Annotated in this window: 20 protein-coding genes; 9 read left to right on the top strand and 11 right to left on the bottom strand. The window is 65.4% G+C overall.

Annotated features, from left to right (window positions below; genetic code table 11):
- Positions 1–92 precede the first annotated feature (92 nt).
- From CYD53_RS01345 to dapB, 4 genes are all read right to left on the bottom strand, one after another.
- Positions 93–320, bottom strand: coding sequence for a hypothetical protein (locus CYD53_RS01345; protein WP_103716331.1), 228 nt, complete (start codon positions 318–320; stop codon positions 93–95).
- 11 nt (positions 321–331) lie between these two features.
- Positions 332–1423: an ATP-dependent DNA helicase gene (locus CYD53_RS01340; protein WP_103716651.1), complete on the bottom strand. Its 1092-nt coding sequence runs from the start codon at positions 1421–1423 to the stop codon at positions 332–334.
- Between the two features lie 240 nt (positions 1424–1663).
- Complete coding sequence (locus CYD53_RS01335) at positions 1664–3325, bottom strand: methyl-accepting chemotaxis protein (protein ID WP_103716330.1); 1662 nt, start codon at positions 3323–3325, stop codon at positions 1664–1666.
- A gap of 161 nt (positions 3326–3486) precedes the next feature.
- Entirely contained in the window at positions 3487–4290 is an 804-nt protein-coding gene (gene dapB / locus CYD53_RS01330; RefSeq protein ID WP_103716329.1) for a 4-hydroxy-tetrahydrodipicolinate reductase, read from the bottom strand.
- Between the two features lie 196 nt (positions 4291–4486).
- Between dapB and CYD53_RS01325 the strand changes: the two genes are divergently transcribed.
- A complete protein-coding gene (locus tag CYD53_RS01325; protein ID WP_103716328.1) occupies positions 4487–5344 on the top strand; it encodes an alpha/beta fold hydrolase in 858 nt (285 codons plus the stop codon).
- 7 nt (positions 5345–5351) lie between these two features.
- On the opposite strand, the gene CYD53_RS01320 is transcribed toward CYD53_RS01325, so the two are convergent.
- Positions 5352–5936: a GNAT family N-acetyltransferase gene (locus tag CYD53_RS01320; protein ID WP_103716327.1), complete on the bottom strand. Its 585-nt coding sequence runs from the start codon at positions 5934–5936 to the stop codon at positions 5352–5354.
- Positions 5937–6027: 91 nt separating this feature from the next.
- Here CYD53_RS01320 and CYD53_RS01315 point away from each other — a divergent pair, with 91 nt between their 5' ends.
- On the top strand, positions 6028–6645 hold the full coding sequence (locus CYD53_RS01315) for a LysE family translocator (RefSeq protein ID WP_103716326.1): 618 nt from the start codon (positions 6028–6030) through the stop codon (positions 6643–6645).
- Positions 6646–6663: 18 nt separating this feature from the next.
- Here the strand turns inward: CYD53_RS01315 and CYD53_RS01310 are convergent, their stop codons facing one another.
- Positions 6664–7359: an SDR family oxidoreductase gene (locus tag CYD53_RS01310; protein WP_103716325.1), complete on the bottom strand. Its 696-nt coding sequence runs from the start codon at positions 7357–7359 to the stop codon at positions 6664–6666.
- A 95-nt stretch (positions 7360–7454) separates the two neighbouring features.
- On the opposite strand from CYD53_RS01310, the gene CYD53_RS01305 reads away from it, so the two are divergent.
- Positions 7455–8249, top strand: coding sequence for a class I SAM-dependent methyltransferase (locus tag CYD53_RS01305; protein ID WP_103716324.1), 795 nt, complete (start codon positions 7455–7457; stop codon positions 8247–8249).
- A gap of 13 nt (positions 8250–8262) precedes the next feature.
- Here the strand turns inward: CYD53_RS01305 and CYD53_RS01300 are convergent, their stop codons facing one another.
- Positions 8263–11862 carry a hydantoinase B/oxoprolinase family protein gene (locus CYD53_RS01300; protein ID WP_103716323.1) on the bottom strand — a complete coding sequence of 1200 codons (3600 nt, stop codon included), beginning with the start codon at positions 11860–11862 and terminating at the stop codon, positions 8263–8265.
- A gap of 227 nt (positions 11863–12089) precedes the next feature.
- Between CYD53_RS01300 and CYD53_RS01295 the strand changes: the two genes are divergently transcribed.
- From CYD53_RS01295 to CYD53_RS01280, 4 genes are all read left to right on the top strand, one after another.
- Positions 12090–12638 (top strand): TRAP transporter small permease, encoded by a 549-nt coding sequence (locus tag CYD53_RS01295; protein ID WP_103716650.1) that lies wholly within the window; start codon positions 12090–12092, stop codon positions 12636–12638.
- Positions 12639–12640: 2 nt separating this feature from the next.
- A complete protein-coding gene (locus CYD53_RS01290) occupies positions 12641–13945 on the top strand; it encodes a TRAP transporter large permease (RefSeq protein ID WP_103716322.1) in 1305 nt (434 codons plus the stop codon).
- Positions 13946–13984: 39 nt separating this feature from the next.
- Positions 13985–14974 (top strand): TRAP transporter substrate-binding protein, encoded by a 990-nt coding sequence (locus tag CYD53_RS01285; protein ID WP_103716321.1) that lies wholly within the window; start codon positions 13985–13987, stop codon positions 14972–14974.
- 209 nt (positions 14975–15183) lie between these two features.
- Positions 15184–15708 carry a winged helix DNA-binding protein gene (locus CYD53_RS01280; protein ID WP_103716320.1) on the top strand — a complete coding sequence of 175 codons (525 nt, stop codon included), beginning with the start codon at positions 15184–15186 and terminating at the stop codon, positions 15706–15708.
- Positions 15709–16014: 306 nt separating this feature from the next.
- Here the strand turns inward: CYD53_RS01280 and CYD53_RS01275 are convergent, their stop codons facing one another.
- Complete coding sequence (locus CYD53_RS01275; protein WP_181011691.1) at positions 16015–16671, bottom strand: glutathione S-transferase; 657 nt, start codon at positions 16669–16671, stop codon at positions 16015–16017.
- A 119-nt stretch (positions 16672–16790) separates the two neighbouring features.
- On the opposite strand from CYD53_RS01275, the gene CYD53_RS01270 reads away from it, so the two are divergent.
- Positions 16791–17354: a TetR/AcrR family transcriptional regulator gene (locus CYD53_RS01270; RefSeq protein WP_103716318.1), complete on the top strand. Its 564-nt coding sequence runs from the start codon at positions 16791–16793 to the stop codon at positions 17352–17354.
- Between the two features lie 226 nt (positions 17355–17580).
- Here CYD53_RS01270 and CYD53_RS01265 read toward each other — a convergent pair whose 3' ends face one another.
- On the bottom strand, positions 17581–18135 hold the full coding sequence (locus CYD53_RS01265; protein ID WP_103716317.1) for an SRPBCC family protein: 555 nt from the start codon (positions 18133–18135) through the stop codon (positions 17581–17583).
- Positions 18116–18454 carry an ArsR/SmtB family transcription factor gene (locus CYD53_RS01260; protein WP_103716649.1) on the bottom strand — a complete coding sequence of 113 codons (339 nt, stop codon included), beginning with the start codon at positions 18452–18454 and terminating at the stop codon, positions 18116–18118. The genes CYD53_RS01265 and CYD53_RS01260 overlap by 20 nt, the downstream gene beginning before the upstream one ends.
- 277 nt (positions 18455–18731) lie before the next feature.
- On the opposite strand from CYD53_RS01260, the gene CYD53_RS01255 reads away from it, so the two are divergent.
- Positions 18732–19649: a DMT family transporter gene (locus CYD53_RS01255; RefSeq protein ID WP_103716316.1), complete on the top strand. Its 918-nt coding sequence runs from the start codon at positions 18732–18734 to the stop codon at positions 19647–19649.
- On the opposite strand, the gene CYD53_RS01250 is transcribed toward CYD53_RS01255, so the two are convergent.
- Entirely contained in the window at positions 19636–20337 is a 702-nt protein-coding gene (locus CYD53_RS01250; RefSeq protein ID WP_181011669.1) for a FadR/GntR family transcriptional regulator, read from the bottom strand. The genes CYD53_RS01255 and CYD53_RS01250 overlap by 14 nt on opposite strands.
- Positions 20338–20430 lie beyond the last annotated feature (93 nt).

Raw genomic sequence — 20430 nt, 5'->3', positions numbered from 1 at the left:
AAGAGAATCCGTAGCGGCAAAACTGGTCAAGTTCGGAAACACTACGTCATCCCGGGCTTGACCCGGGATCCATCGTAAGGCGCCGTCGATCCCTATGATGGACCCCGGGTCAAGCCCGGGATGACGTCGCGACTTGGGGCAACGCCGATCGTTTCCAAAAGGCCGTCATACGCTTCCGCGTCGGCAGCGCTGCGCCATTCGCAAAGTGTCGACCCCACCAATCGCAGATACGAACTCTCGTCGATATCGGCGAGATCAAGGTCGACCGCGCCTGCGGCCGTCGCGCTTTCATCGGGCTCCGACATCGTCATCTTCGGCATTGGGCCCACCCCTACACCACCACCGTGATCGTCTCCGCCGCCCGCGTCAGTCCGGTGTAGAGCCACCTCGCCCGGTGCTCGCGGAAGGCGAAGCTTTCGTCGAACAGGACGATGTCGTCCCATTGCGAGCCTTGCGCCTTATGGACGGTCAGCGCGTAGCCGAAGGTGAATTCGTCGGTATGCTTGCGCAGCTCCCAGGGCACCTCATCCTCGGTGCCGTCGAAGAAATTCGGCAGAACCGAAACCTTGACGGGCTTGCCGCCGGTGTCGTCCTCCGGCGTCACGCGCATGGTGACGAGCCCCTTCTTCGAGGTCTTCAGCTCCTGTACGATCCATGAGCCGCCATTGAGCAGGCCCTTGCTCTTGTCGTTGCGCAGGCAGACCAGCTTCTCGCCGGCGACGGGAACGGTCTCGGTGCGGCCCATGAGCTGGCGCATGCGGGCATTGTAGTTGCGCCGTGTCTTGTTCATGCCGACCAGCACCTGGTCGGCGCCGAGCACGATCTCGGGCGTCACCTCATCGCGCCGAATGACGCGGCTCTGGCCGTAATCGCCGACATCGAGCCGGCCACCCTCGCGGATGATCATCGACATCCGCACGATCGGGTTGTCGGCCGCCTGGCGATGCACCTCGGTCAGCATGATGTCGGGCTCGACCTCGGTGAAGAAGCCGCCGCCCTTGACCGGGGGAAGCTGCGCCGGATCGCCCAGCACCAGCACCGGCGTGCCGAAAGAGAGCAGATCCTTGCCGAGATCCTCGTCGACCATCGAGCATTCGTCGATGATGATCAGCTTGGCCTTGGCAGCAACACTCTCGCGGTTGAGCACGAAGGTCGGGCTTTCCTCCTCGACGCCGCGCGAGCGGTAGATCAATGAATGAATCGTCTGCGCGCCGACGCAGCCCTTGTTGCGCAGCACCAGCGCGGCCTTGCCGGTGAAGGCGGCGAAGACGACGTCACCGTCGACGGCCTCGGCAATATGGCGCGCCAAGGTAGTCTTGCCGGTGCCGGCATAGCCGAACATCCGGAAAAGCTGCGGATCGCCGGCCTGGAGCCAGCGCGCGACCGCGGTCAGCGCGGCATCCTGCTGCGGCGACCAGTTCATCGGCGGGAAAAAGAGCGGATCCGGATCATGCCGCACAACGCCGCGAGTCGCGCCGGAATGGCAAGCGCGACCTCAGAGCGTATTTGGAAATTCCAGCCCTCATCCTGAGGAGCCGCGCAGCGGCGTCTCGAAGGATGCTCCAGATGGTTCCGGAGCCTCCTGGAGCATCCTTCGAGACGCCATTCCCAGGGGAATGGCTCCTCAGGATGAGGGCTCGCGGAGTTTCCAAACAGATGGGCTTCAGGCCGCGCGCAAGCGGCGAACGAACTCCTCGGCCTCGCCCTGCAGCGCCGCGATGCGGGCGTCGAGGTCGCGAGCGCCGGCTGCGCCCATATCGGCCTGGGCGACCGATTGCGCATTGGCCATGGCGATCTCGGCCATGGCGCCGGCGGCCGCACCCGTGACGGAGGAGATCCGCGCGACGGTGTCGCCGAGCGAGCCGAGCAGTTCGGCATGCGAACCGACCATGGTCGAAATCTCGGTGCTGGTCTGCTCGACCGCGCCGACGCTGGCGACGATGCCTGAGACCGCCTGGGCCGCGTCCGACAAGGCGCTGTTGACCATGCCGATGCGGCGCACGATCCGCGCCGTCGCATCGGCCGTCTGGCCGGCGAGCGCCTTGACCTCGCTGGCGACCACGGCAAAACCGCGCCCATGCACGCCGGCGCGTGCCGCCTCGATCGTCGCGTTCAGCGCCAGGAGATTGGTCTGCCGTGCGATCGCCTCGATGAGGCCGACGACGTCGCGGATCTGCGCCGCGTTCTCGGTCAGGCGGCCGACCAGATGGACGGCGCCCTCCGCGTCCCGGTTCGCCGCTGAGGCCGTCTGCGAAACTCGGCCGACCTCGCTGTTGATCTGCCCGACGACATGTTCGAGCCGCAAGGCCGCCTCGGTGATGCCGCGCGCATCCGCACCGGCCCCCTCGACCGCAGCCGCCGCCGTGCCCGAGGCCGCCGAAACCTGCTGGGCGCGCACGGCCGCTTCCTGCAACGCGCCATGCAGCACCTCGCTGAGCCCCGCGATATCGGCCAGCAGGACGCCGATCCTGTCCTCGAAGGCTTCGGCGATCCGGCCGAGTTCCTGCGTCCGTGCGCCCGCATGCGAATGTGCGAGATCAGCCTCGGCCTCGCGCGTCACCAGCGTGGCGCGGACCTCGCTCAATGTCCGCACCGTGCGGGCGAGCTGGCCGATCTCGTCGCGTCGCTGCGTATGCGGCACCTCGATGACCTGCGATGAGGAGGTCGCCACGCCGATCGCCGCCATCAATTCGCGCAGGGGCCGCGTCAGATGGGTGCGCAGCAGATAGACCGCCAGCAACGCCCCCCCAAGCGGCAGGCACAGCGCGGTCACGATCGCGCGCAGGCGCAGCGCCTGGGCCAGCGCACCCGCCTGCGCGGCACTGAGCTGCGCCCGCTTGTCGAGATCGTCGGTGAGCTTTGAGGTGACGGAGATGATCTGGCGAACGTTCTCGCGGGCCGCATCGGCGCTCGCTTCGAGCAAGGCGGCTTTAGGCGAGATACGCCGGCCGATCTCGACGATGTCCTTCTTGAAGGCGATGAAGGTGTGGATGTTCGGGTCGAGTGTTGGGTTGGCCTGGCGGATCGCGTCCGGCAAGGCCGAGAGCAGGCTTGCCCGCGCCGCATCGACGAGATCGACCGCGCCGTCGAGCGTATCGAGCGCCGCCTCGACGGAGCGCGGGCTTGCCGTCTCGTCGAACTGACTGAGCAAGGAGGCATTCGCCACCCGGTTCGAGAGCAAGGCGGCCTTGTTCGCCAATGCCAGGCTGGTGAAGGCCTGCCGGTCGATCTCGCGCACCTCGTCGAGGCCCTTCACCGCGCTGACCAGGCCAAGCCCCGCCGCAACGCCGAGCAGCGCAAACAGCAGCGTGATCTTCGCCGTCAAACCCACTCGCCGCATCGCCAAAGCCACTTTCGCCGGATTGGCGCGAGGTTTCGCAGAGCCGGACGAACGAGCGGTTAACAGAGCGCATTTAAATCAAATAATATCAGTTATTTAGCCAGTTATCGATCTTTGCGCGGCGCGGCCTCCTCGCAATGGCATCATCAGCCCATCAGGCTGTCGAGCCCGCGCCTCAGGCCGGTCTGATCGGAGACCCGCCGCGCCGCCAGCAAGGTCCCGCCGACATAAGGCGCCGCCGAGGTGCCGGCATCGTGGCGGATCACCAGGCGCTCATCGGGCAGCCCGAACACAGCCTCGCAGGAGAGCACGAAGCCCGGCATCCGCACAGAATGGACCTGCACCGGATGAGGCGCGCCGATCGCGCCGCCGCGCGTCTCGCGGACGCCGCCGAGCTCGGATACCGGCTTGGAGGTCGCGGCCATGCGCTCGGCCCCGAGCGTCTCGGCCAATTCGCGCCCGGTGCCGGACGGCGTGTCGGGCTTGGAGGGCGAGGCGTAATCGATGATCTCGACATCGGGGACATATTTGACCGCCTCGCGGGCGAAGCGGCGCAGCAATGTCGCGGTGATCGAGAAATTGCCGGCGGCGAGCACGCCGACGCCCGCAGCCTTCGCCGCCGCATCGATCTCGGCATAATCCTCGCCCGTCATGCCGGATGCGCCGACGACGACATGGCGTCCGGCCGCGACCGCCGCGAGCACATTGCCCTTCACGCTGTCGGGCTTGGTGTAGTCGATCACCACATCGCAGGGCACGCGCAGCGCTTCAGTCATGCTGGCAAACACCGGCAGCCCGTTGGCGGAAAGCCCAGCCGCCTCGCCGAGATCATGCCCCGCCGCCTTGCGCGAGACGCCGGCGACCAGTTCAAGATCGGGCGCGGCCATGATCGCCGCGACGAGCGCCTTGCCGACCCAGCCGGTGCAGCCGGCGAGCGTGATGCGGATCATGGATGGGCTCCTCAGAGCATTTTCGAGCGAAGTGGATACCGGTTCGCGTGAAGAAAATGCGTTAAAACAAAGATCTAGAGCAATTGAACGATCCAATCGGATCGGAAATTGCTCTAATGACAACGGAGCCGCGGGCTTGAGCGAATCCGGGGCGTGACTATCGTCGCTCCATCGCCTGAGGCAAGGGAGCGCGGCCATGTTCGTCAAGGTCAATGGCGTCAGGCTGTATGTCGACGTCGAGGGCTTGGCCCTGGTGCCCGACGGCCCACGCATGCGGCAAAAGCCGACGCTGATCCTGCTGCATGGAGGTCCCGGTGCCGACCACAGCCTCTACAAACCCGCCTTCTCCACGCTGAGCGACATCGCGCAGATCGTCTATTACGACCATCGCGGCTGCGGCCGCAGCGAGGACGGTCCGCGCGAAAACTGGACGCTGGCGCAATGGGGCGATGACGTGAAAGGCCTCTGCGACGCGCTCGGCATCGAAAAGCCCATCGTGCTCGGCACCTCGTTCGGCGGCTTCGTGGCCCAGTCCTACGCCACGCGCCATCCAGATCATCCCGGCAAGCTGATCCTGATCAGCACGGCGGCGAAAGTCGATTTTCCCGCCATCTATGAGGCATTCGAGAGGCTCGGCGGCCCGGAGGCCGGCCGCATCGCCGAAGCCTATTGGTCGAATCCTTCGCCAGAAACACGCGCGCCTTATCTCGAACGCTGCGCCCCGCTCTACCGGACCAAACGGCGCGGGCCGCCCGATTGGGTCCAGCGCGCCATCCTGCGCAACGAGACCGGCCAATGGTTCAACGGCCCAGCCAACGAGCATGGCCGCATGGATTTCCGCGAGGCGCTCGGCTGCATCGGATGCCCAGTGCTCGTCATGGCCGGAGAATCCGACCCGATCACCCCGATCGCCTTCAATGAGGAGATCATGCAGCATTGTCCCGCCGGCCTCGCTCGGTTCGAGCGCTTCGCCGATTGCGGCCATGGCATCGTGGAGGATGAACCGGAGCGCTACGACCGGGCGATCCGAGACTTCATTCTCGCCGGCGCCTGAGAAGCCGTCACAGGACCAGGCGCATCAGCGGCCGACCTTCCTTCTGCCGCGCGACCTCGCTGAAGCCCGCCCGCAGGAAGACACGCTCGGCTCCGACATAGAGCCCTTCGTTGCTGCGCTTGAACTCGTGATCCATCGGTGCGGCCTCGAGCAGCCGTGCGCCGCTGTCACGCGCGAAGCTGATCGCTCCGTCGAGCAGATCGGCGGTCACGCCTTTGCCGCGAAAGCCCTTGCGCACGAAAAAGCAGGAGGCTGCCCAATTGCGCTCATCTTCGGCGGGCGCGTCCGGCAGCGGCGTCGAGGCGCGGCGCGGGTTGTTCCATTCGGGAATATGGGCGCGCGGGCCGACCTGCAGCCAGCCGACAGGCATGTCGCCCGCGAAGGCGAGCAAGCCGGGCGGCGGCCCTTTTCGCACCCGCTCCTCGAACAGCAGCCGCGCGCCCTCGCCCAGCAGGGGCATGCGCAGCTTCTGCGGCATGCGGAAGTGATTGCACCAGCAGCCATAGCAGGGCCCTTTGGGGCCGAAGAGATCTTCGAGATCGGGCCAGTGCTCCGGCGTCAGCGGAACGACTTTGATACCGGTTTCACCCATTCCGACCTCTCTTCCTCTCGACAGATCACAAGGCTAGATTCGCATGATGGAGCGGCAGAGCAAGAGCCGGTCCCATCGGAGGCCACCGGCCATGTCGCTCGAACTCTACGCCGCCTATCTCGTTGCCTGCCTCGTCATCATCATCGTGCCTGGCCCGACCGTCACGCTGATCATCGCCAACAGCCTGAAGCACGGTACCCGCGCCGGCCTCCAGAATGTGGCGGGAACGCAAGTCGGCCTCGCGATCATGATCGGCATCGTCGGCATCGGCCTGAGCTCGGTCATCGCGGCGATGGGGCATTGGTTCGATTGGTTGCGTCTTGCCGGCGCAGCCTATCTGATCTGGTTGGGCTGGAAGATGTTCCGCGCAGCCGGCGGCAGCGAGGACGGTGCGGCGCCGGCCAAGGCGCCGCGCGGCGGTTTCTTCCTGCAGGGCGTGCTGGTCGCGCTCAGCAACCCGAAGACGCTGCTCTTCTTCGGCGCCTTCTTTCCGCAGTTTCTCGACGCAGGCCGCGACCATGTCACCCAGATCGCGATCATGGGCGCAACCGCCATGCTCTTCGCCGCGATCAGCGACAGCGCCTACGCCCTGCTCTCCAGCCGGGCCGGACGCCTGCTCTCGCAGAAACGCGTGCGGCTGCTGTCCAAGGTCAGCGGCGGTTTCCTGATCGGCGGCGGCCTCTGGCTGGCCTCGGCGCGCGCGAGCTGAGCGGCGGCAGGCGGCGCCTCACCAGGGAATCGCCTCGCCCGTCCAGCTCCGGAAGCTGTTGGTCTGGGCCATGCCCGAGGCATCGATCGTGCGGATCAGGCTGGAGGCGCTCTCAGTCGGCGTGATGTCGGCCGCGCCGCCGCCCATATCGGTCTGGACCCAGCCGGGGTGGAACAGGAGCACGCTGACATCGCGCTCGCGGATGGCGTTGCCGAACACGACCATGGCCATGTTCACCGCCGTCTTGGACGAGCGATAGATCAGCGAGCCCGACGGATTGCTGCCGATCGAGCCCATGCGGCTGGAGATGGTCGCGATCTTGCGGCCGGCGCCGGCCTCGACATTGGGCAGGAAGGCCTGCGCCACCCGCACAGGTGCATAGACATTGACCTCGAAGACCTCGCGCCAGGCGTCGAAATCGACGCTCAGCCCGGTCTGCCTGTCACGCGGACCGTAGAGGCCGGCATTGTTCACCAGCACGTCGAGCGGCTGATCGCCGAGCGCGGCCTTGGCTGCGGCGACGCTGTCATCGGAGGTGACGTCGAGCTCGAGCGGGATCAGCGCCGATGTGTGCTCGGCTGCAAGTTCCGCCAGCGCCCCGCCCCAGGGGTTGCGCGCCGCCGCCACGACCTGGTCGCCACGGCGCAGCAATTCCATCGTGATGGCTAGGCCGATGCCGCGATTGGCGCCGGTGATCATCCAAGTCTGGGGCATGAGGGGTCTCCGTGGTTGAGACTGCAATTAGACCTTGCACCTGCGACTTGCCAGTCGGATGATTTATCGCTCCCCGCGCCCGGAGGGTCACTGCAATGGCCGAACAGCAGATCGTCTTCAACGACGGAGCTGCCTACGAACAGATGATGGGCAAATGGAGCCGCCTCGCCGGCGAGGTCTTCCTCGATTGGCTCGGCCCGGCCCAGGGCCTGCGCTGGGTCGATGTCGGCTGCGGCAACGGTGCCTCGACCCAGATGATCTATGATCGCTGCGCCCCCTCGGTGTTGAAGGGAATCGATCCATCGCCAGCGCAATTGGAGTTCGCGCGGACGAGGCCGTCAGCTCAGCTCGCGGAATTCGAGCTCGGCAACGCGATGGCACTGCCATTTGCGGCTGCGGAATTCGACGTGGCCATCATGGCGCTGGTGATCTTCTTCGTTCCCGACCCCGCCAAAGGCGTCGCGGAAATGGTCCGGGTGGTGCGCCCGGGCGGGCTGGTCGCGGCTTATGCCTGGGACATTCCCGGCGGCGGCTTCCCGCTCGAGCCGATCCAGGCGGAGATGAGGGCCTTCGGGTTCGAGCCGCTGCGTCCGCCAAGTGCCGACGTCTCGCGTATCGACGCCCTGGCGCGGCTCTGGACGGAAGCCGGCCTGATCAATGTCGAGACGCGGGAAATTGTCGTCCAACGCGACTTCGCCGATTTCGACGACTTCTGGAGAACGGGCCTGTTGGGAGCGACGATCGGCCCGCTGATTGCCAGCATGGCGCTCGATGATGTCACGCTCCTGAAAGAGAAAGTGAGGGCACGCGTAACGGTCGGCGAAGCCGGCCGCGTGTCCTATGTCGCGCGCGCCAACGCCGTGAAAGGCATGACGCCAGCGCGCATCTGACGATGGGAAGACTTTACACCTTCGGCTTGCCATATCCCCCGGCCGTCGGCGTGATCACCGTCACCGCCTCGCCAGCCTGCAGCAGCGTCTGGTCGCAGGGCTTCAGCTCCTCGACCACGCCGGACAGCCTGCGCACCGTCGTCTTGCCCACTTGCCCGGCCTCGCCGCCTTTCACGCCGAACGGGCGGACCTTGCGATGCGAGGCGAGGATGGCGCAGTCCATGGTCTTGCGGAAGCGGATGGTGCGGCTGGTGCCGTCGCCGGCGCTCCACTCCCCCTTGCCGCCGGACCCGACGCGGATGTGGAAATCCTCCAGCACGACCGGAAAACGCGTCTCCAGGATTTCCGGATCGGTCAGGCGGGAGTTCGTCATATGGACATGCACGCCCGAGGTGCCGTTGAAGCCCGGGCCCGCAGGCGAGCCCGAGCAGATCGTCTCGTAATACTGATACTCGTCATTGCCGAAGGTGAGGTTGTTCATCGTGCCCTGCGAGGCCGACATCGCCTCCAGCGCCCCGAACAATGTGTTCGTCACCGCCTGGCTCACCTCGACATTGCCCGCCACCACGGCGGCCGGATAACGCGGCGAGAGCATCGACCCCTCCGGGATGATGATCCTGATCGGCCTGAGGCAGCCGGCATTCATCGGGATCGCATCATCGACCATGACCCGGAAGACATAGAGCACGGCAGCGCGCGTCACCGGGGCCGGCGCATTGAAATTATCGCCGCGCTGCTCCGAAGTGCCGGTGAAATCGACCGTCGCCTCGCGCTTTTCGCGATCGATCGTGACCTTGACCTTGATCGCGCAGCCCTGGTCCATCGGATAGGTGAACTCGGCGTCGTGCAGCTTGGTCAAAAGCCGCGCCACGCTCTCGGCCGCATTGTCCTGGACATGGCCCATATAGGCCTGGACCACGTCGAGCCCGAAGGAGGCGATCATCTTCCTGAGCTCCGCCACGCCCTTCTCATTGGCGGCGATCTGGGCCTTCAGATCATTGACGTTCTGGACGACGTTACGGACGGGGTAGCGCGCGCCGGTCAGGAGCTTGACGAGCTCATCCTCGCAGAAGCGGCCCTGATCGACGATCTTGAAATTGTCGATATAGACGCCCTCCTCCTCGATATGCGTCGCCAGCGGCGACATCGAGCCAGGCGCCACGCCGCCGACATCGGCATGATGGCCACGGCTCGCCACCCAGAACAGGATCTGCTTCTGCGCCTCGTCGAAGACCGGAGTGCAGACGGTGATGTCGGGCAGATGCGTGCCGCCGTTATAGGGGGCGTTCAGGCAATAGACGTCGCCCGGCATGATCGCCGGATTGTTCTTGATGACGGTCTCGACCGACTTGTCCATCGAGCCCAGATGCACCGGCATGTGAGGCGCGTTGGCGACGAGAGAGGCGGTGGTATCGAAGACCGCGCAGGAGAAATCGAGCCGCTCCTTGATGTTCACGGAATAGGCCGTGTTCTGCAGCGTCACGCCCATCTGCTCGGCGATCGACATGAACAGGTTGTTGAAGATCTCCAGCATCACGGGATCGGCCTTGGTGCCGATCGCGGCGTTCTGGACCAGCGCCTTCGAGCGCACCAGCACGAGATGGTCCTTGGCCGTGAGCCTGGCCGACCAGCCCTCCTCGACCACGACGGTCTGGTTCGGCTCGATGATGATGGCGGGCCCCGCAATCTGCTGACCGGGCGACATCGCCTCCCGGCGCACGATCGCCGCCTCATGCCACTGCCCCTTCGAGAACAGGCGGGTGCGCTCCGCCGTCACCGGCTCGCCCGCTCTCTCCGCCGAAGATGCCTCCTCGAACTTCGCCCCGCCGCCGACGGCCTCGACTTCGACCGCCTCGACGACCAGAGCCTTGCTCTCATCCATGAAGCCGAAGCGTGCCTTATGCGCCAGCTGGAAGGCTTGCCTCATCTCGTCGCGGGTACCGGCCGCGACGGCGATCGCCGTGTCGGTGCCGGCATAGCGGATATGAGCTCTGACATGGATGGCAATCGCCCCAGCGGGCACGCCCTGCCCCGTCAGCTCGGAGCGGGTCTCGGCCGCGAGCTTGTCGGCAACGCCTGCGATGGTAGCCTTCGCCCCATCATCGAGCGGCACATCGAGCGCCGCCGTCCGCGTCGAGCGGATTTCGGCGAGCCCCATGCCATAGGCGGAGAGCAGGCCGGAGAACGGATGCAGCAGCACGGTCTTGATGCCGAGCGCATCGGCCACCAGGCAGGCATGCTGCCCGCCGGCGCCGCCGAAGGAGTTCAGCGCATAGCGAGTGATGTCGTAGCCGCGCTGGACGGAGATCTTCTTGATCGCCTCGGCCATGTTGGCGACCGCGATCTGGATGAAGCCGTCGGCGACCTCCTCGGGCGAGCGGCCATCGCCGACCTCGGCCGCGAGCGCCGCGAACTTCGCCTTGACGGTCTCGACATCGAGCGGCTGATCGCGCTGCTCGCCGAAGATCGGCGGGAAATAGGCGGGGATCAGCTTGCCGACCATGACGTTCGCGTCGGTCACAGCGAGCGGCCCGCCACGGCGATAGGCGGCCGGCCCCGGATTGGCGCCGGCGGAATCGGGCCCGACGCGGAAGCGCGCACCGTCATAATGCAGGATCGAGCCGCCGCCGGCCGCAACGGTATGGATCAGCATCATCGGCGCGCGCATGCGAACGCCGGCGACCTCGGTCTCGAAGGCACGCTCATATTCGCCGTCGAAATGGGCGACGTCGGTCGATGTGCCGCCCATGTCGAAGCCGATGACCTTGTCGAAGCCGGCCGAGCGGCCGGTCTCGGCAAGGCCGACGACGCCGCCGGCCGGGCCGGACAGGATCGCGTCCTTGCCCTGGAACAGTTCGGCGGCGGTCAACCCGCCCGAAGACATCATGAACATCAATCGCGCGCCGGTGCGGGCGATGTCGAGTTCCTCCGAGACCTGCGCGACATAACGGCCCAGGATCGGCGAGAGATAGGCATCGACCACCGCCGTATCGCCGCGCCCGACCAGCTTGATCAGGGGGGAGACCTCATGGCTCACCGAAACCTGCGGGAAGCCGATCTCGCGGGCGATGCGGGCCGCGACCTGCTCATGGGCGGGATAGCGATAGGCGTGCATGAAGACGATCGCGACGGCACGGAAGCCGGCATCGAACTGCGCCCGAAGCGCAGTACGGATCGCAGCCTCGTCAGGCGCGCGCTCGACCTCACCATCGGCCAGCACACGCTCGTCGATCTCGGCCACGGCGTCATAGAGCTGCTCGGGCTTGATGATCTCCTTGGCGAAGATGTCGGGCCGCGCCTGGTAGCCGATGCGCAGCGCATCGCGGAAACCCTTGGTGATGACCAGCAGCGTGCGGTCGCCCTTGCGCTCGAGCAGCGCGTTGGTGGCGACCGTGGTGCCCATCCGCACCTCGTCGATCAGCCCGGCTGGGATCGGCTCCCCCGCCTTCAGTCCGAGATGGTCGCGGATGCCCTGCACGGCCGCATCGCGATAGGCGCCCGGATTCTCGGAGAGGAGCTTCCTGGCGTGAAGTTTGCCTGAGGGATCGCGGCCGATCACGTCGGTGAAGGTGCCGCCACGGTCGATCCAGAAGTCCCAGCGACCCGTCGTCATGCGAAGCCTCCCCCCGGCGTGAACAAGCGGGCGAGAGGCCCGATGACGTTTCATCGATAAATTGTCGATGAAACGTTGACAAGCAGGATTCGACGGCTACGATCCCAATTGTGACCGGAACATGGCTGAGGGGCCAGACGGCCGCCTTTGAGAGTGGAGGATGCGATGACAGGCTCAATCCTGGCAATGGGCCGCGCTTGGCGCGCGCCTGCGACGGGGGCTCGCTCATGATCCGCCGCGCGCTCGATGCCCTCTATCTTGCCGCAGGCTATGCCGCAGGCTTCTTCCTCGTCTCGATCTTCGTCTTGATGATGCTCTTGTCGGTCGGTCGCGAGATCAACTTCAACGTGCCCTCGGGCGACGATTTCGCCGGCTGGTCTCTGGTGGCGATGGCCTTCCTCGGCCTTGCGCACACTTTCAAGCGCGGCGAGATGATCCGGGTCGGGCTGCTGCTCGAGCGGCTGCACGGCCCCGCAAAGCGCGCCGCCGAATTGTTCTCGCTGACGATCGCCACGCTCTTCATTGGGTACTTCACCGTCCAGGCAGGCAAGCTCGCTTATGATTCCTGGCAGTATTTCGACATGTCGACCGGCGTGGTCTCCGTCCCGCTCTGGATTCCGCAGATGGGCCTGGTCGCGGGCCTCGCTATCCTGCTCATCGCAATCGTCGACGAGCTGGTAATCGTTCTGCGTCGGGGCAAACCGACCTATGAGGCCGAACCGCCCCAGACGACAGAGGAATTGATCGAGCGCATCGCGCAGGGCGGGGGCGTCTGATCATGAGCCTGCCCATTCTTTCGATCGTCCTGCTCGGCTTCCTCGTCGCCATTCTGGCAAGCGGTGTCTGGATCGCCGTCGGCCTCGGTCTCGTCGGATTGCTGTCGATGGTCCTCGTCACGGATGTGCCGATCGGCCAGGTGCTCGCGACCACCGTCTGGAGCGCGTCCAGCTCATGGACGCTTGCGGCGCTGCCTCTCTTCATCTGGATGGGCGAGATCCTGTTCCGGACGCGCCTGTCGGAGCAGATGTTCCAGGGTCTCTCGCCCTGGCTGCAATGGCTCCCCGGGCGCCTGATCCACACCAACATCATCGGTTGCGGCATCTTCGCCGCCGTCTCCGGCTCCTCCGCCGCGACCTGCGCGACCATCGGCAAGATCGCCCTGCCCGAGCTCAAGAAGCGCGGCTACGACGAGAGCATCAGCATCGGCACGCTGGCGGGCTCCGGCACGCTCGGCCTGCTGATTCCGCCGTCGATCCCGATGGTGGTCTATGCCGTCACCGCCAACGTCTCCGTGTTGCAGGTCTTCCTCGGCGGCTTCCTGCCCGGGCTGCTCGTGATGGCGCTCTATATGGGCTACGTCATGATCTGGTCCTGGCTGAATCCGGACAAGGTTCCTCCGCGCGATCCTCCGATGGCTTTTCTCGCCAAGCTGCGTCAATCGGCCAAGCTCGCGCCCTGCCTCCTCCTGATCGCCGCCGTCTTCCTGTCGCTCGTCCTCGGCTTCGCAACCGCAACCGAATGCGCGGCATGGGGCGTGACTGGCGCGCTCTTCCTGGCCTGGTGGAGCGGCACGCTGACCCGGGAGACGCTGTTCGAAAGCATCATGAGCGCAACGCGGCTCACCTGCATGATCATGCTGATCCTGGCAGGCGCGGCCTTCTGCACGGCGGCGATGGCCTATACCGGCATCCCGGCGGCGCTCGCCGACTGGGTCAAGGGCCAGTCGCTCTCGCCCCACATGCTCGTGCTGGCGCTGACCTGCATGTACATCATCCTGGGCTGCCTGATCGACGGCATCTCGATGATCGTGCTCACCGCCGTGATCGTCCTGCCGATGGTCAAGGAAGCCGGCTTCGACCTGGTCTGGTTCGGCGTCTATCTCGTCATCCATGTCGAAATGGCGCAGATCACCCCGCCGGTCGGCTTCAACCTGTTCGTGCTGCAGAACATGAGCGGCAAGGACACCATGACGATTGCGAAAGCGGCCTTTCCGTTCTTCCTTCTGCTCAACGTCGCCGTCATCATCATCACCACCTTCCCACAGATCGTGCTCTATCTGCCGAAACTCGCTTTCCCGGACTGACAGACCATCACAAGCAAACAACAGAGAGGGAATGACATCATGATCAATCGCAGAACCTTGACCACCGCGGCTTTCGCCTTCGGCGTCAGCGCACTCGCCTTCGCGGCTCCCGCCGCAGCTCAGACCAAGTGGAACCTGCCGGGCGCCTACCCATTCGACAATCCCCACAGCGAGAACCTTTCGCTGTTTGCCAAGGAGGTCGAGGCGGCGACGTCAGGCAAGCTCGTCATCACCGTCCACCCCAACGCCTCGCTGTTCAAGGCGCCCGAGATCAAGCGCGCCGTCGCCAGCGGCCAGGCCCAGATGGGCGAGGTGCTGATGTCGATCCATGAGAACGAGGACCCGATCTTCGGCATCGACGTCGTGCCGTTCCTGGCGACGAGCTTTGCCGACTCGCTGAAGCTCTACAAAGCCTCGAAAGCCGCGGTCGAGAAGAAGCTCGACGCCCAGGGCATCAAGCTCCTGTTCATGGTCCCCTGGGCGCCCCAGGGCGTCTACGCCAAGAAGGACATCAACACGGTCGAGGACATGAAGGGGCTGAAATGGCGCTCCTACAATGTCGGTACAGCCCGCCTCGGCGAGCTCCTGGGCATGCAGTCCGTCACGATCCAGGCGGCAGAACTGCCCCAGGCGCTGGCCACCGGCGTCGTCAACTCCTTCATGTCGTCGGGCGGCACCGGCTATGATTCCAAGGCCTGGGAGTCGCTGACGCATTTCTATGATGTCCAGGCCTGGATCCCGAAGGACGCCACCTTCGTCAACAAGGCCGCCTTCGCCGCCTTGGACAAGCCGACCCAGGATGCGATCCTCAAGGCCGCCGCCACCGCCGAAGAGCGCGGCTGGAAGATGTGGCAGGAGAAAGCCGGCTGGTATCTCGACCAGCTCAAGGCCAAGGGCATGAAGGTACAAGCCCCTTCGCCGGAGCTTTCTGCCGGCTTCAAGAAGGCCGGCGAGACCCTGACCGCCGACTGGCTGAAGAAGGCCGGCGCCGACGGCCAGGCGATCGTCGACGCCTACAGGAAGATGTGAGGCCGTCATCCGGCCAGGTAGGCGAACCGCAACGGAGCCCCCTCTCCTGCAAGGAGAGGGGCAGGGGTGAGGTGTAGGCCCCTGGACCAGTCAAGCGCCGGCCCACAATGGCGGCGTTTTGGTCAAAGCAAGCGCGTCCAACGGCCGACCCCTCACCCTGCCCTCTCCCTACGGGAGAGGGTTCCCCGCGCCTCATTCGGGTTGCGAGCATGTCTTCCATTCCCCCCGACGATCTCGGACCCATCGTCTCCTCCGGCCATCTCGCCTCGGGCGCGATGCCGGCGCTGTCGGAGTTCGAGTTCGCCATGAACATGACGGCGCACGCCTTCCAGCGCTGGATGGTGCGCGCCATGGCGGCTGCCGGGCTGGCCGATCTGTCGCCGCTCGACGTGCTGGTGCTGCACAACGTCAACCATCGCGCCAAGCCCAAGCGCCTCGCCGATATCTGCCTCGTCCTCAATATCGAGGACACGCATCTGGTGAACTACTCGCTCAAGAAGCTCGAGCGTCTCAAGCTCCTGAAAGGCGGCCGCAAGGGCAAGGAAAAGACCGTCCAGGTCACCCAGGCCGGTGAGGACGCCTGCAGGCGCTACGCCCAGATCCGCGAGCAGCTGCTGGTCAAATCGGTGCTGGGCACCGGCCTCGACCCGGCGCGCCTCTCCGAGATCGCCGCCGCGATGCGCTCGCTCTCGGGCCATTACGACCAGGCGGCGCGGGCGGCGGCGAGCCTGTAGAGCGGCCTTTTCCCTTCTCCCCTGGCGGGAGAAGGTGGCGCGCAGCGCCGGATGAGGGGGCGCCGTGCCCTGTCCGGTTGGCGTCGTGTTCGGCTAGATGGAAAGCTCACAGCGCCCCCTCATCCGTCTCGGCTTCGCCGATCCACCTTCTCCCGCCAGTGGAGAAGGGAAGCGCGCACCGAAAGCCCCGCGGGCCACCGGCCGCGAGGGTTTCAGCTCTGTCTTTGCACGCATCCAAGGGGATGCCGGAGCCGGGTGCCGTCGCAGGCGCCGCTGCGTGCCGATACGCCCGGTCAGACAACGATTTCAGACAGATGCCTCGGCCGGCTCTGACATCGTCACTCGGTTCTTGACACTTGGACGCTCCTGCATCCTTGCATACCAGGCTTGAAGCGCCTCGCACTCCGCAGGCACCGGAAGCTCCACGAGCCCCGCGAAGATCAAGCCGCCTATGACCGTGATATCGGCCATCGAGAAGACCTCACCGGCGACGAATGGCTGTGTTTTCAGAATGCCGTCGAAATAGTGCATGCCCTTCAGGGCTTTGTCGCGCTGACGGAAGCCCCACTCGGCGTTCTGATAAATCTCGACATCGGGTCCAAGCCCCGGTGTGGCGTGGTGGAAGTAGACGCTGATGGCGTCGAGCAACTCCAGCTCGGCGCGCTTGCTCATCATATGGATCAAGCCCTTTTCGCGCGGTGTTCTGCCGGTGAGCGTGGGAGCGCCGTCAAGCGCATCGAGGTATTCGGTAATGGCGGTGCACTCGGCAATGAAGGTCCCGTCATCGAGTTCGAGCACCGGCAGCGTGCCGGAGTAGTTCTTGGCTAGGAACTCGGGCGTCTTGTGCTCGCCTTTCCAGAGATCGACCGACACGAATTGGACGCGCGATCGCTGGGCTTTCTCGGCCAAAGCGATACGGATGCGGGCGGGGTAAGGCCCGGTGGGCCAATCGTAAATCTTCATCGCCATCTTATTCCGTCTACCTGCCACTTGGTAGGCAAAACGTAGAGCTTCACACTGCCCTGGTCAACGCCTATCTGTCACTTGGTAGGTTGCAAGCTACAAAGCGTTGAGGCGGCAAAATGAGTTCGAGCTCTCGGGAGGCCATCCTGGCGGCCGCCAGAAGGACGGCACAGGCGCATGGCTATGGCGGTCTGAATTTCCGGGAACTCGCGGAAGATGTGGGCATCAAGGCCGCAAGCATCCATTATCATTTCCCGAGCAAGGCCGATCTCGGCGCAGCGGTCGCGAGACGCTATTGGGAAGACACAGCCACTGGCCTGGAGGCTATGCTGGCCGAAAACTCGGATCCGGCCGACTGTCTGCGTCGATATCCCGATATTTTTCGCAAGGCGCTCGAGAATGATAACCGCATCTGCCTGTGCAGCTTCATGGCTGCCGAATATGACGGGCTTCCGGAAGCCGTGAAAAACGAGGTCCAGACCTTTGCCGATGTCAATGTGGCTTGGCTGAGCAAGGTCCTGTTGGCGACGGCCGTGGTCAGTTCCGAGGAAAGCGAAGGGCGGGCTCGCGCCATCTTCGCGGCGATCGTCGGCGCCCAGCTGATTGCGAGAAGCCGCTCGGATATTTCCCTCTATGACGCGCTGATCGACAGCTATCGCTTGGCGGGGCTTCTGCCGGCGTAGACGGGGCAATCTTCCAAAGCTGACGCGCAGCATGAGAGGGCCCGGCGAGCCTCTCCGCGATCGCCCCTCGATGCGCTCGCTCTCGGCCATTACGACCAGGCGGCGTGGGCGGCGGCAAGCCTGTTGAGCAGCGCGGCACCCACGACCGCAGCCGCCTACGCAACACGAAGCGGCCCGGCATCTCGCCAGGCCGCCCCTGAAACACCTTAAGCCGGCAATCGCCCCCCTACGCCTGCGCGCCCTTCTGCCGCTCCGCATACTCCGCCTTCAGCGCCTCATGCAGCGACCAGAATCCGCTTGGCGGCCGCCCCGTAAGCTGGTCCTCGAGCAGGCCCAGATGCAGGTGCCAGCCGCTGGAGACCATCGCCATCCGGTCCTTGGTGGCGAGCCTGCGATGGGTCAGGACGAGGCGGACCTTGTCGCCGGCCTGCGACAGCACGAATTCGACGTCCGAGTCGGGATCGCCCATGCCGTCCCAGGTGAAGGCGAAGCGATGCGGCGGCTCCCAGGCGGTGATCGTGCCCCCCATCAGCGCGCCCTCGTCGTTCATCTTCCGTGCGCCTTCGGGGGGCGTCTCCTTGGTGATCTGCGAATGCTTGAAGAACAGCGCGACATGGCCGCCATTGCGCGGCTCGGTCTCGCCGCCGCAGAACCAGGTCGCGCGCTTGTCGCTCTCGGTCAGATACGCCCAGACCCGTTCGATCGGGCCAGGCAGAAGCCGCTCGAAGCGCACCGCGCCGCTTTCCAGAACCACACCGTATTCATGTGCCGCTATTGGCATCGCTCTCTCCCTTCATTGTCTCGGCTTTCGCCAGTTCCTGCTCCAGATCGTCGAGTTTCGCTCCCCAGAAGCCGCGGACCTTGCGCACCCAGGCGTCGAACTCATCGAGACCTGCGGGATCGAGCCGGTAGATGCGGCGCTGACCGCTGACCTCGACCCTGACCAGCCCGGCCTCCTTCAGCACCTTGAGGTGCTGCGAGATCGCCGGCGCGCTGACCTTGAACCGCGCCCCGATCTCGCCGGCAGACAGCGCCCCCTGCCCCAGCATCTCGACGATGCTGCGGCGTGTCGGCTCGGCAAGGGCGGCGAAACGATCCATGCTCTTATAATTCGGCATTCACTTAATTAAGTCAAGTACGAAATAAAGCCTTCTCAGCCCTCATCCTGAGGAGCGCTTCCGGAGGAAGCGCGTCTCGAAGGATGTTCCAGAAGGCGATTCCAGCATGAGCTGGAGCATCCTTCGAGACGCCGCTGCGCGGCTCCTCAGGATGAGGGCTGAGGATGAAACGCCGCCGGCCATGCTGCACCGCAGGATTGCATCCAGCCGGTCTCTGCGCCAAAGCAGCGGCCCGCTCCGGAGCTGCCTGCCGCCCGCCATGCCTTCACGAAATGCGACCTTGAATGGCATCTTCATGATGCTCATCGGCATCCTGATGTTCTCGCTCAACGATGTGATGGGGAAATGGCTGGTCGCCACCTATTCGGTCGGCCAGGTCCTGCTGCTGCGCAGCGCTGCGGGCCTCGCGCTGTTGCTGCCTTTCGTCTTCAAGCAGGGCGTGATGCGCACGCTCAGGCCCGAACGGCCGGGCCTTCAGCTCCTGCGCGTGATCTTCGGCTCCGGCGAGGTCGCGCTGTTTTATCTTGCCGTCTCCTACCTGCCGCTGGCGGACACGATGACGATCTGGCTCGCGGCCCCGATCTGGGTCGTGGTGCTGGCGGCGGTCCTGCTCGGCGAGCGCGTCGACGCCGCGCGCTGGCTTGCCGCCGCGGCCGGCTTCATCGGCGTCGCAATCGCACTCAATCCCACCAGCGCGAGCCTCTCGTTGCCGGCGCTGATCGCGCTCGCCGGCAGCCTCCTGTTCGCGGCGATGATGATCGCCGGGCGGCAATTGCGCGGCACACCCGACGTCACCCTCGTCGCCTGGCAGACGTTGGGTGCATTGATCATGGGGCTTGTCCTGCTGCCCTTCGGCTGGGTCAAGCCGACGCTGACCGATGCCGCGCTTCTTAGCCTGCTCGGCGTCGTCGCGATGGTCGCGCATCTCTGCGTCACGCGTTCGCTCAAGCTCGCCGAAGCCTCGGTCGTCGTGCCCTATCAGTACACGCTGATCGTCTGGGCCCTGCTCTTCGGCTGGCTCGTCTTCGGCGACTGGCCGACGCCGGCGATGCTGTTCGGCTCGACCCTGATCGTCGCGGCAGGGCTTGCCCTGCTCCTGCTCGAACGCCGCGTGGCGACGCGGCTCGTTGCGAAGGAGGTCGAAATCTCCTCCTCGCCGGACCTCAGCTCGCGATGAAGGGCACCTTCATCCGGTCCGAAGACTGGACGATATGATGGCGCATCGCGATGGCGGCGGTTTCGCCATCGCGCCGGCTCAGGGCGCGCAGGATGGCGCCATGTTCGTTGAAAGCCTCTGACAGGCGACTAGGTTCCAGGACCGGCGGCCGCTGGGTCCGGGTGATGATCGGCCGATAGAGGCCTATGATGTCGCTGATGGAGCGGTTGCCCGCGATCTCGGCGATGGCCATGTGCAGCGCGAAATCACATTCCATCGCATCGAGGAAGCGGGCCTGCTCGATCGCTTCGCGCATCGCCTCGTTCAGATCGGAGAGGCGAGCGATATCGTCCTGCGAGGCATGGCGCGCGGCAAGCTTGACCGTGAAGCCCTCGAGCGCAAAGCGAAGCTGGTATATTTCGACCTCGGAGAAGCGCTGCTCGAAGGTCCAGCCCGTGAGGTCGGCGTCGGGCCGGTCGAAGCCCTCCGCGACGAAGGCGCCGCGGGCCGGCTCTATCCGGATCAGCCCCATTCCCTCCAGTTGCAGGACCGCCTCGCGCACGGTCGGCCGGCTCGCGCCCAGGCGCTGTGCCAACTCGCGCTGCGGGGGAACGCGGTCGCCCGGTTTCAGCCCGGTCTCGGCCATCAGACGACGGATCTGCTGGACCAGCTGAGTGGTGACCGGCCGCCTGTCCTTCTCGACGCGCATGGTCCTCTCCCCTCTCATCCCATCATAGCCGTTGACGGCACCGGTGACGCATGTCAATTCGTGGCCATACCGGTAAGACCAAAGCCCGACAAG

Source organism: Allobosea psychrotolerans, assembly GCF_002917105.1.
In the GTDB taxonomy this organism is placed as follows: domain Bacteria; phylum Pseudomonadota; class Alphaproteobacteria; order Rhizobiales; family Beijerinckiaceae; genus Allobosea; species Allobosea psychrotolerans.
Note: the sequence above shows the minus strand (reverse complement) of the source record. Positions and strands in the feature narration are given on the sequence as shown.

Bases quoted from the DNA above. Each gene is read 5' to 3' on its own strand.
- CYD53_RS01310 (WP_103716325.1), bottom strand. From the start codon at position 7,359: ATGCCCCAGACTTGGATGATCACCGGCGCCAATCGCGGCATCGGCCTA.
- CYD53_RS01265 (WP_103716317.1), bottom strand. From the start codon at position 18,135: ATGCCAATAGCGGCACATGAATACGGTGTGGTTCTGGAAAGCGGCGCG.
- CYD53_RS01340 (WP_103716651.1), bottom strand. From the start codon at position 1,423: ATGAACTGGTCGCCGCAGCAGGATGCCGCGCTGACCGCGGTCGCGCGC.
- CYD53_RS01345 (WP_103716331.1), bottom strand. From the start codon at position 320: ATGCCGAAGATGACGATGTCGGAGCCCGATGAAAGCGCGACGGCCGCA.
- CYD53_RS01305 (WP_103716324.1), top strand. From the start codon at position 7,455: ATGGCCGAACAGCAGATCGTCTTCAACGACGGAGCTGCCTACGAACAG.
- CYD53_RS01255 (WP_103716316.1), top strand. From the start codon at position 18,732: ATGCCTTCACGAAATGCGACCTTGAATGGCATCTTCATGATGCTCATC.
- dapB (WP_103716329.1), bottom strand. From the start codon at position 4,290: ATGATCCGCATCACGCTCGCCGGCTGCACCGGCTGGGTCGGCAAGGCG.
- CYD53_RS01315 (WP_103716326.1), top strand. From the start codon at position 6,028: ATGTCGCTCGAACTCTACGCCGCCTATCTCGTTGCCTGCCTCGTCATC.
- CYD53_RS01285 (WP_103716321.1), top strand. From the start codon at position 13,985: ATGATCAATCGCAGAACCTTGACCACCGCGGCTTTCGCCTTCGGCGTC.
- CYD53_RS01290 (WP_103716322.1), top strand. From the start codon at position 12,641: ATGAGCCTGCCCATTCTTTCGATCGTCCTGCTCGGCTTCCTCGTCGCC.
- CYD53_RS01260 (WP_103716649.1), bottom strand. From the start codon at position 18,454: ATGGATCGTTTCGCCGCCCTTGCCGAGCCGACACGCCGCAGCATCGTC.
- CYD53_RS01295 (WP_103716650.1), top strand. From the start codon at position 12,090: ATGATCCGCCGCGCGCTCGATGCCCTCTATCTTGCCGCAGGCTATGCC.
- CYD53_RS01300 (WP_103716323.1), bottom strand. From the start codon at position 11,862: ATGACGACGGGTCGCTGGGACTTCTGGATCGACCGTGGCGGCACCTTC.
- CYD53_RS01320 (WP_103716327.1), bottom strand. From the start codon at position 5,936: ATGGGTGAAACCGGTATCAAAGTCGTTCCGCTGACGCCGGAGCACTGG.
- CYD53_RS01250 (WP_181011669.1), bottom strand. From the start codon at position 20,337: ATGCGCGTCGAGAAGGACAGGCGGCCGGTCACCACTCAGCTGGTCCAG.
- CYD53_RS01325 (WP_103716328.1), top strand. From the start codon at position 4,487: ATGTTCGTCAAGGTCAATGGCGTCAGGCTGTATGTCGACGTCGAGGGC.
- CYD53_RS01280 (WP_103716320.1), top strand. From the start codon at position 15,184: ATGTCTTCCATTCCCCCCGACGATCTCGGACCCATCGTCTCCTCCGGC.
- CYD53_RS01270 (WP_103716318.1), top strand. From the start codon at position 16,791: ATGAGTTCGAGCTCTCGGGAGGCCATCCTGGCGGCCGCCAGAAGGACG.
- CYD53_RS01275 (WP_181011691.1), bottom strand. From the start codon at position 16,671: ATGAAGATTTACGATTGGCCCACCGGGCCTTACCCCGCCCGCATCCGT.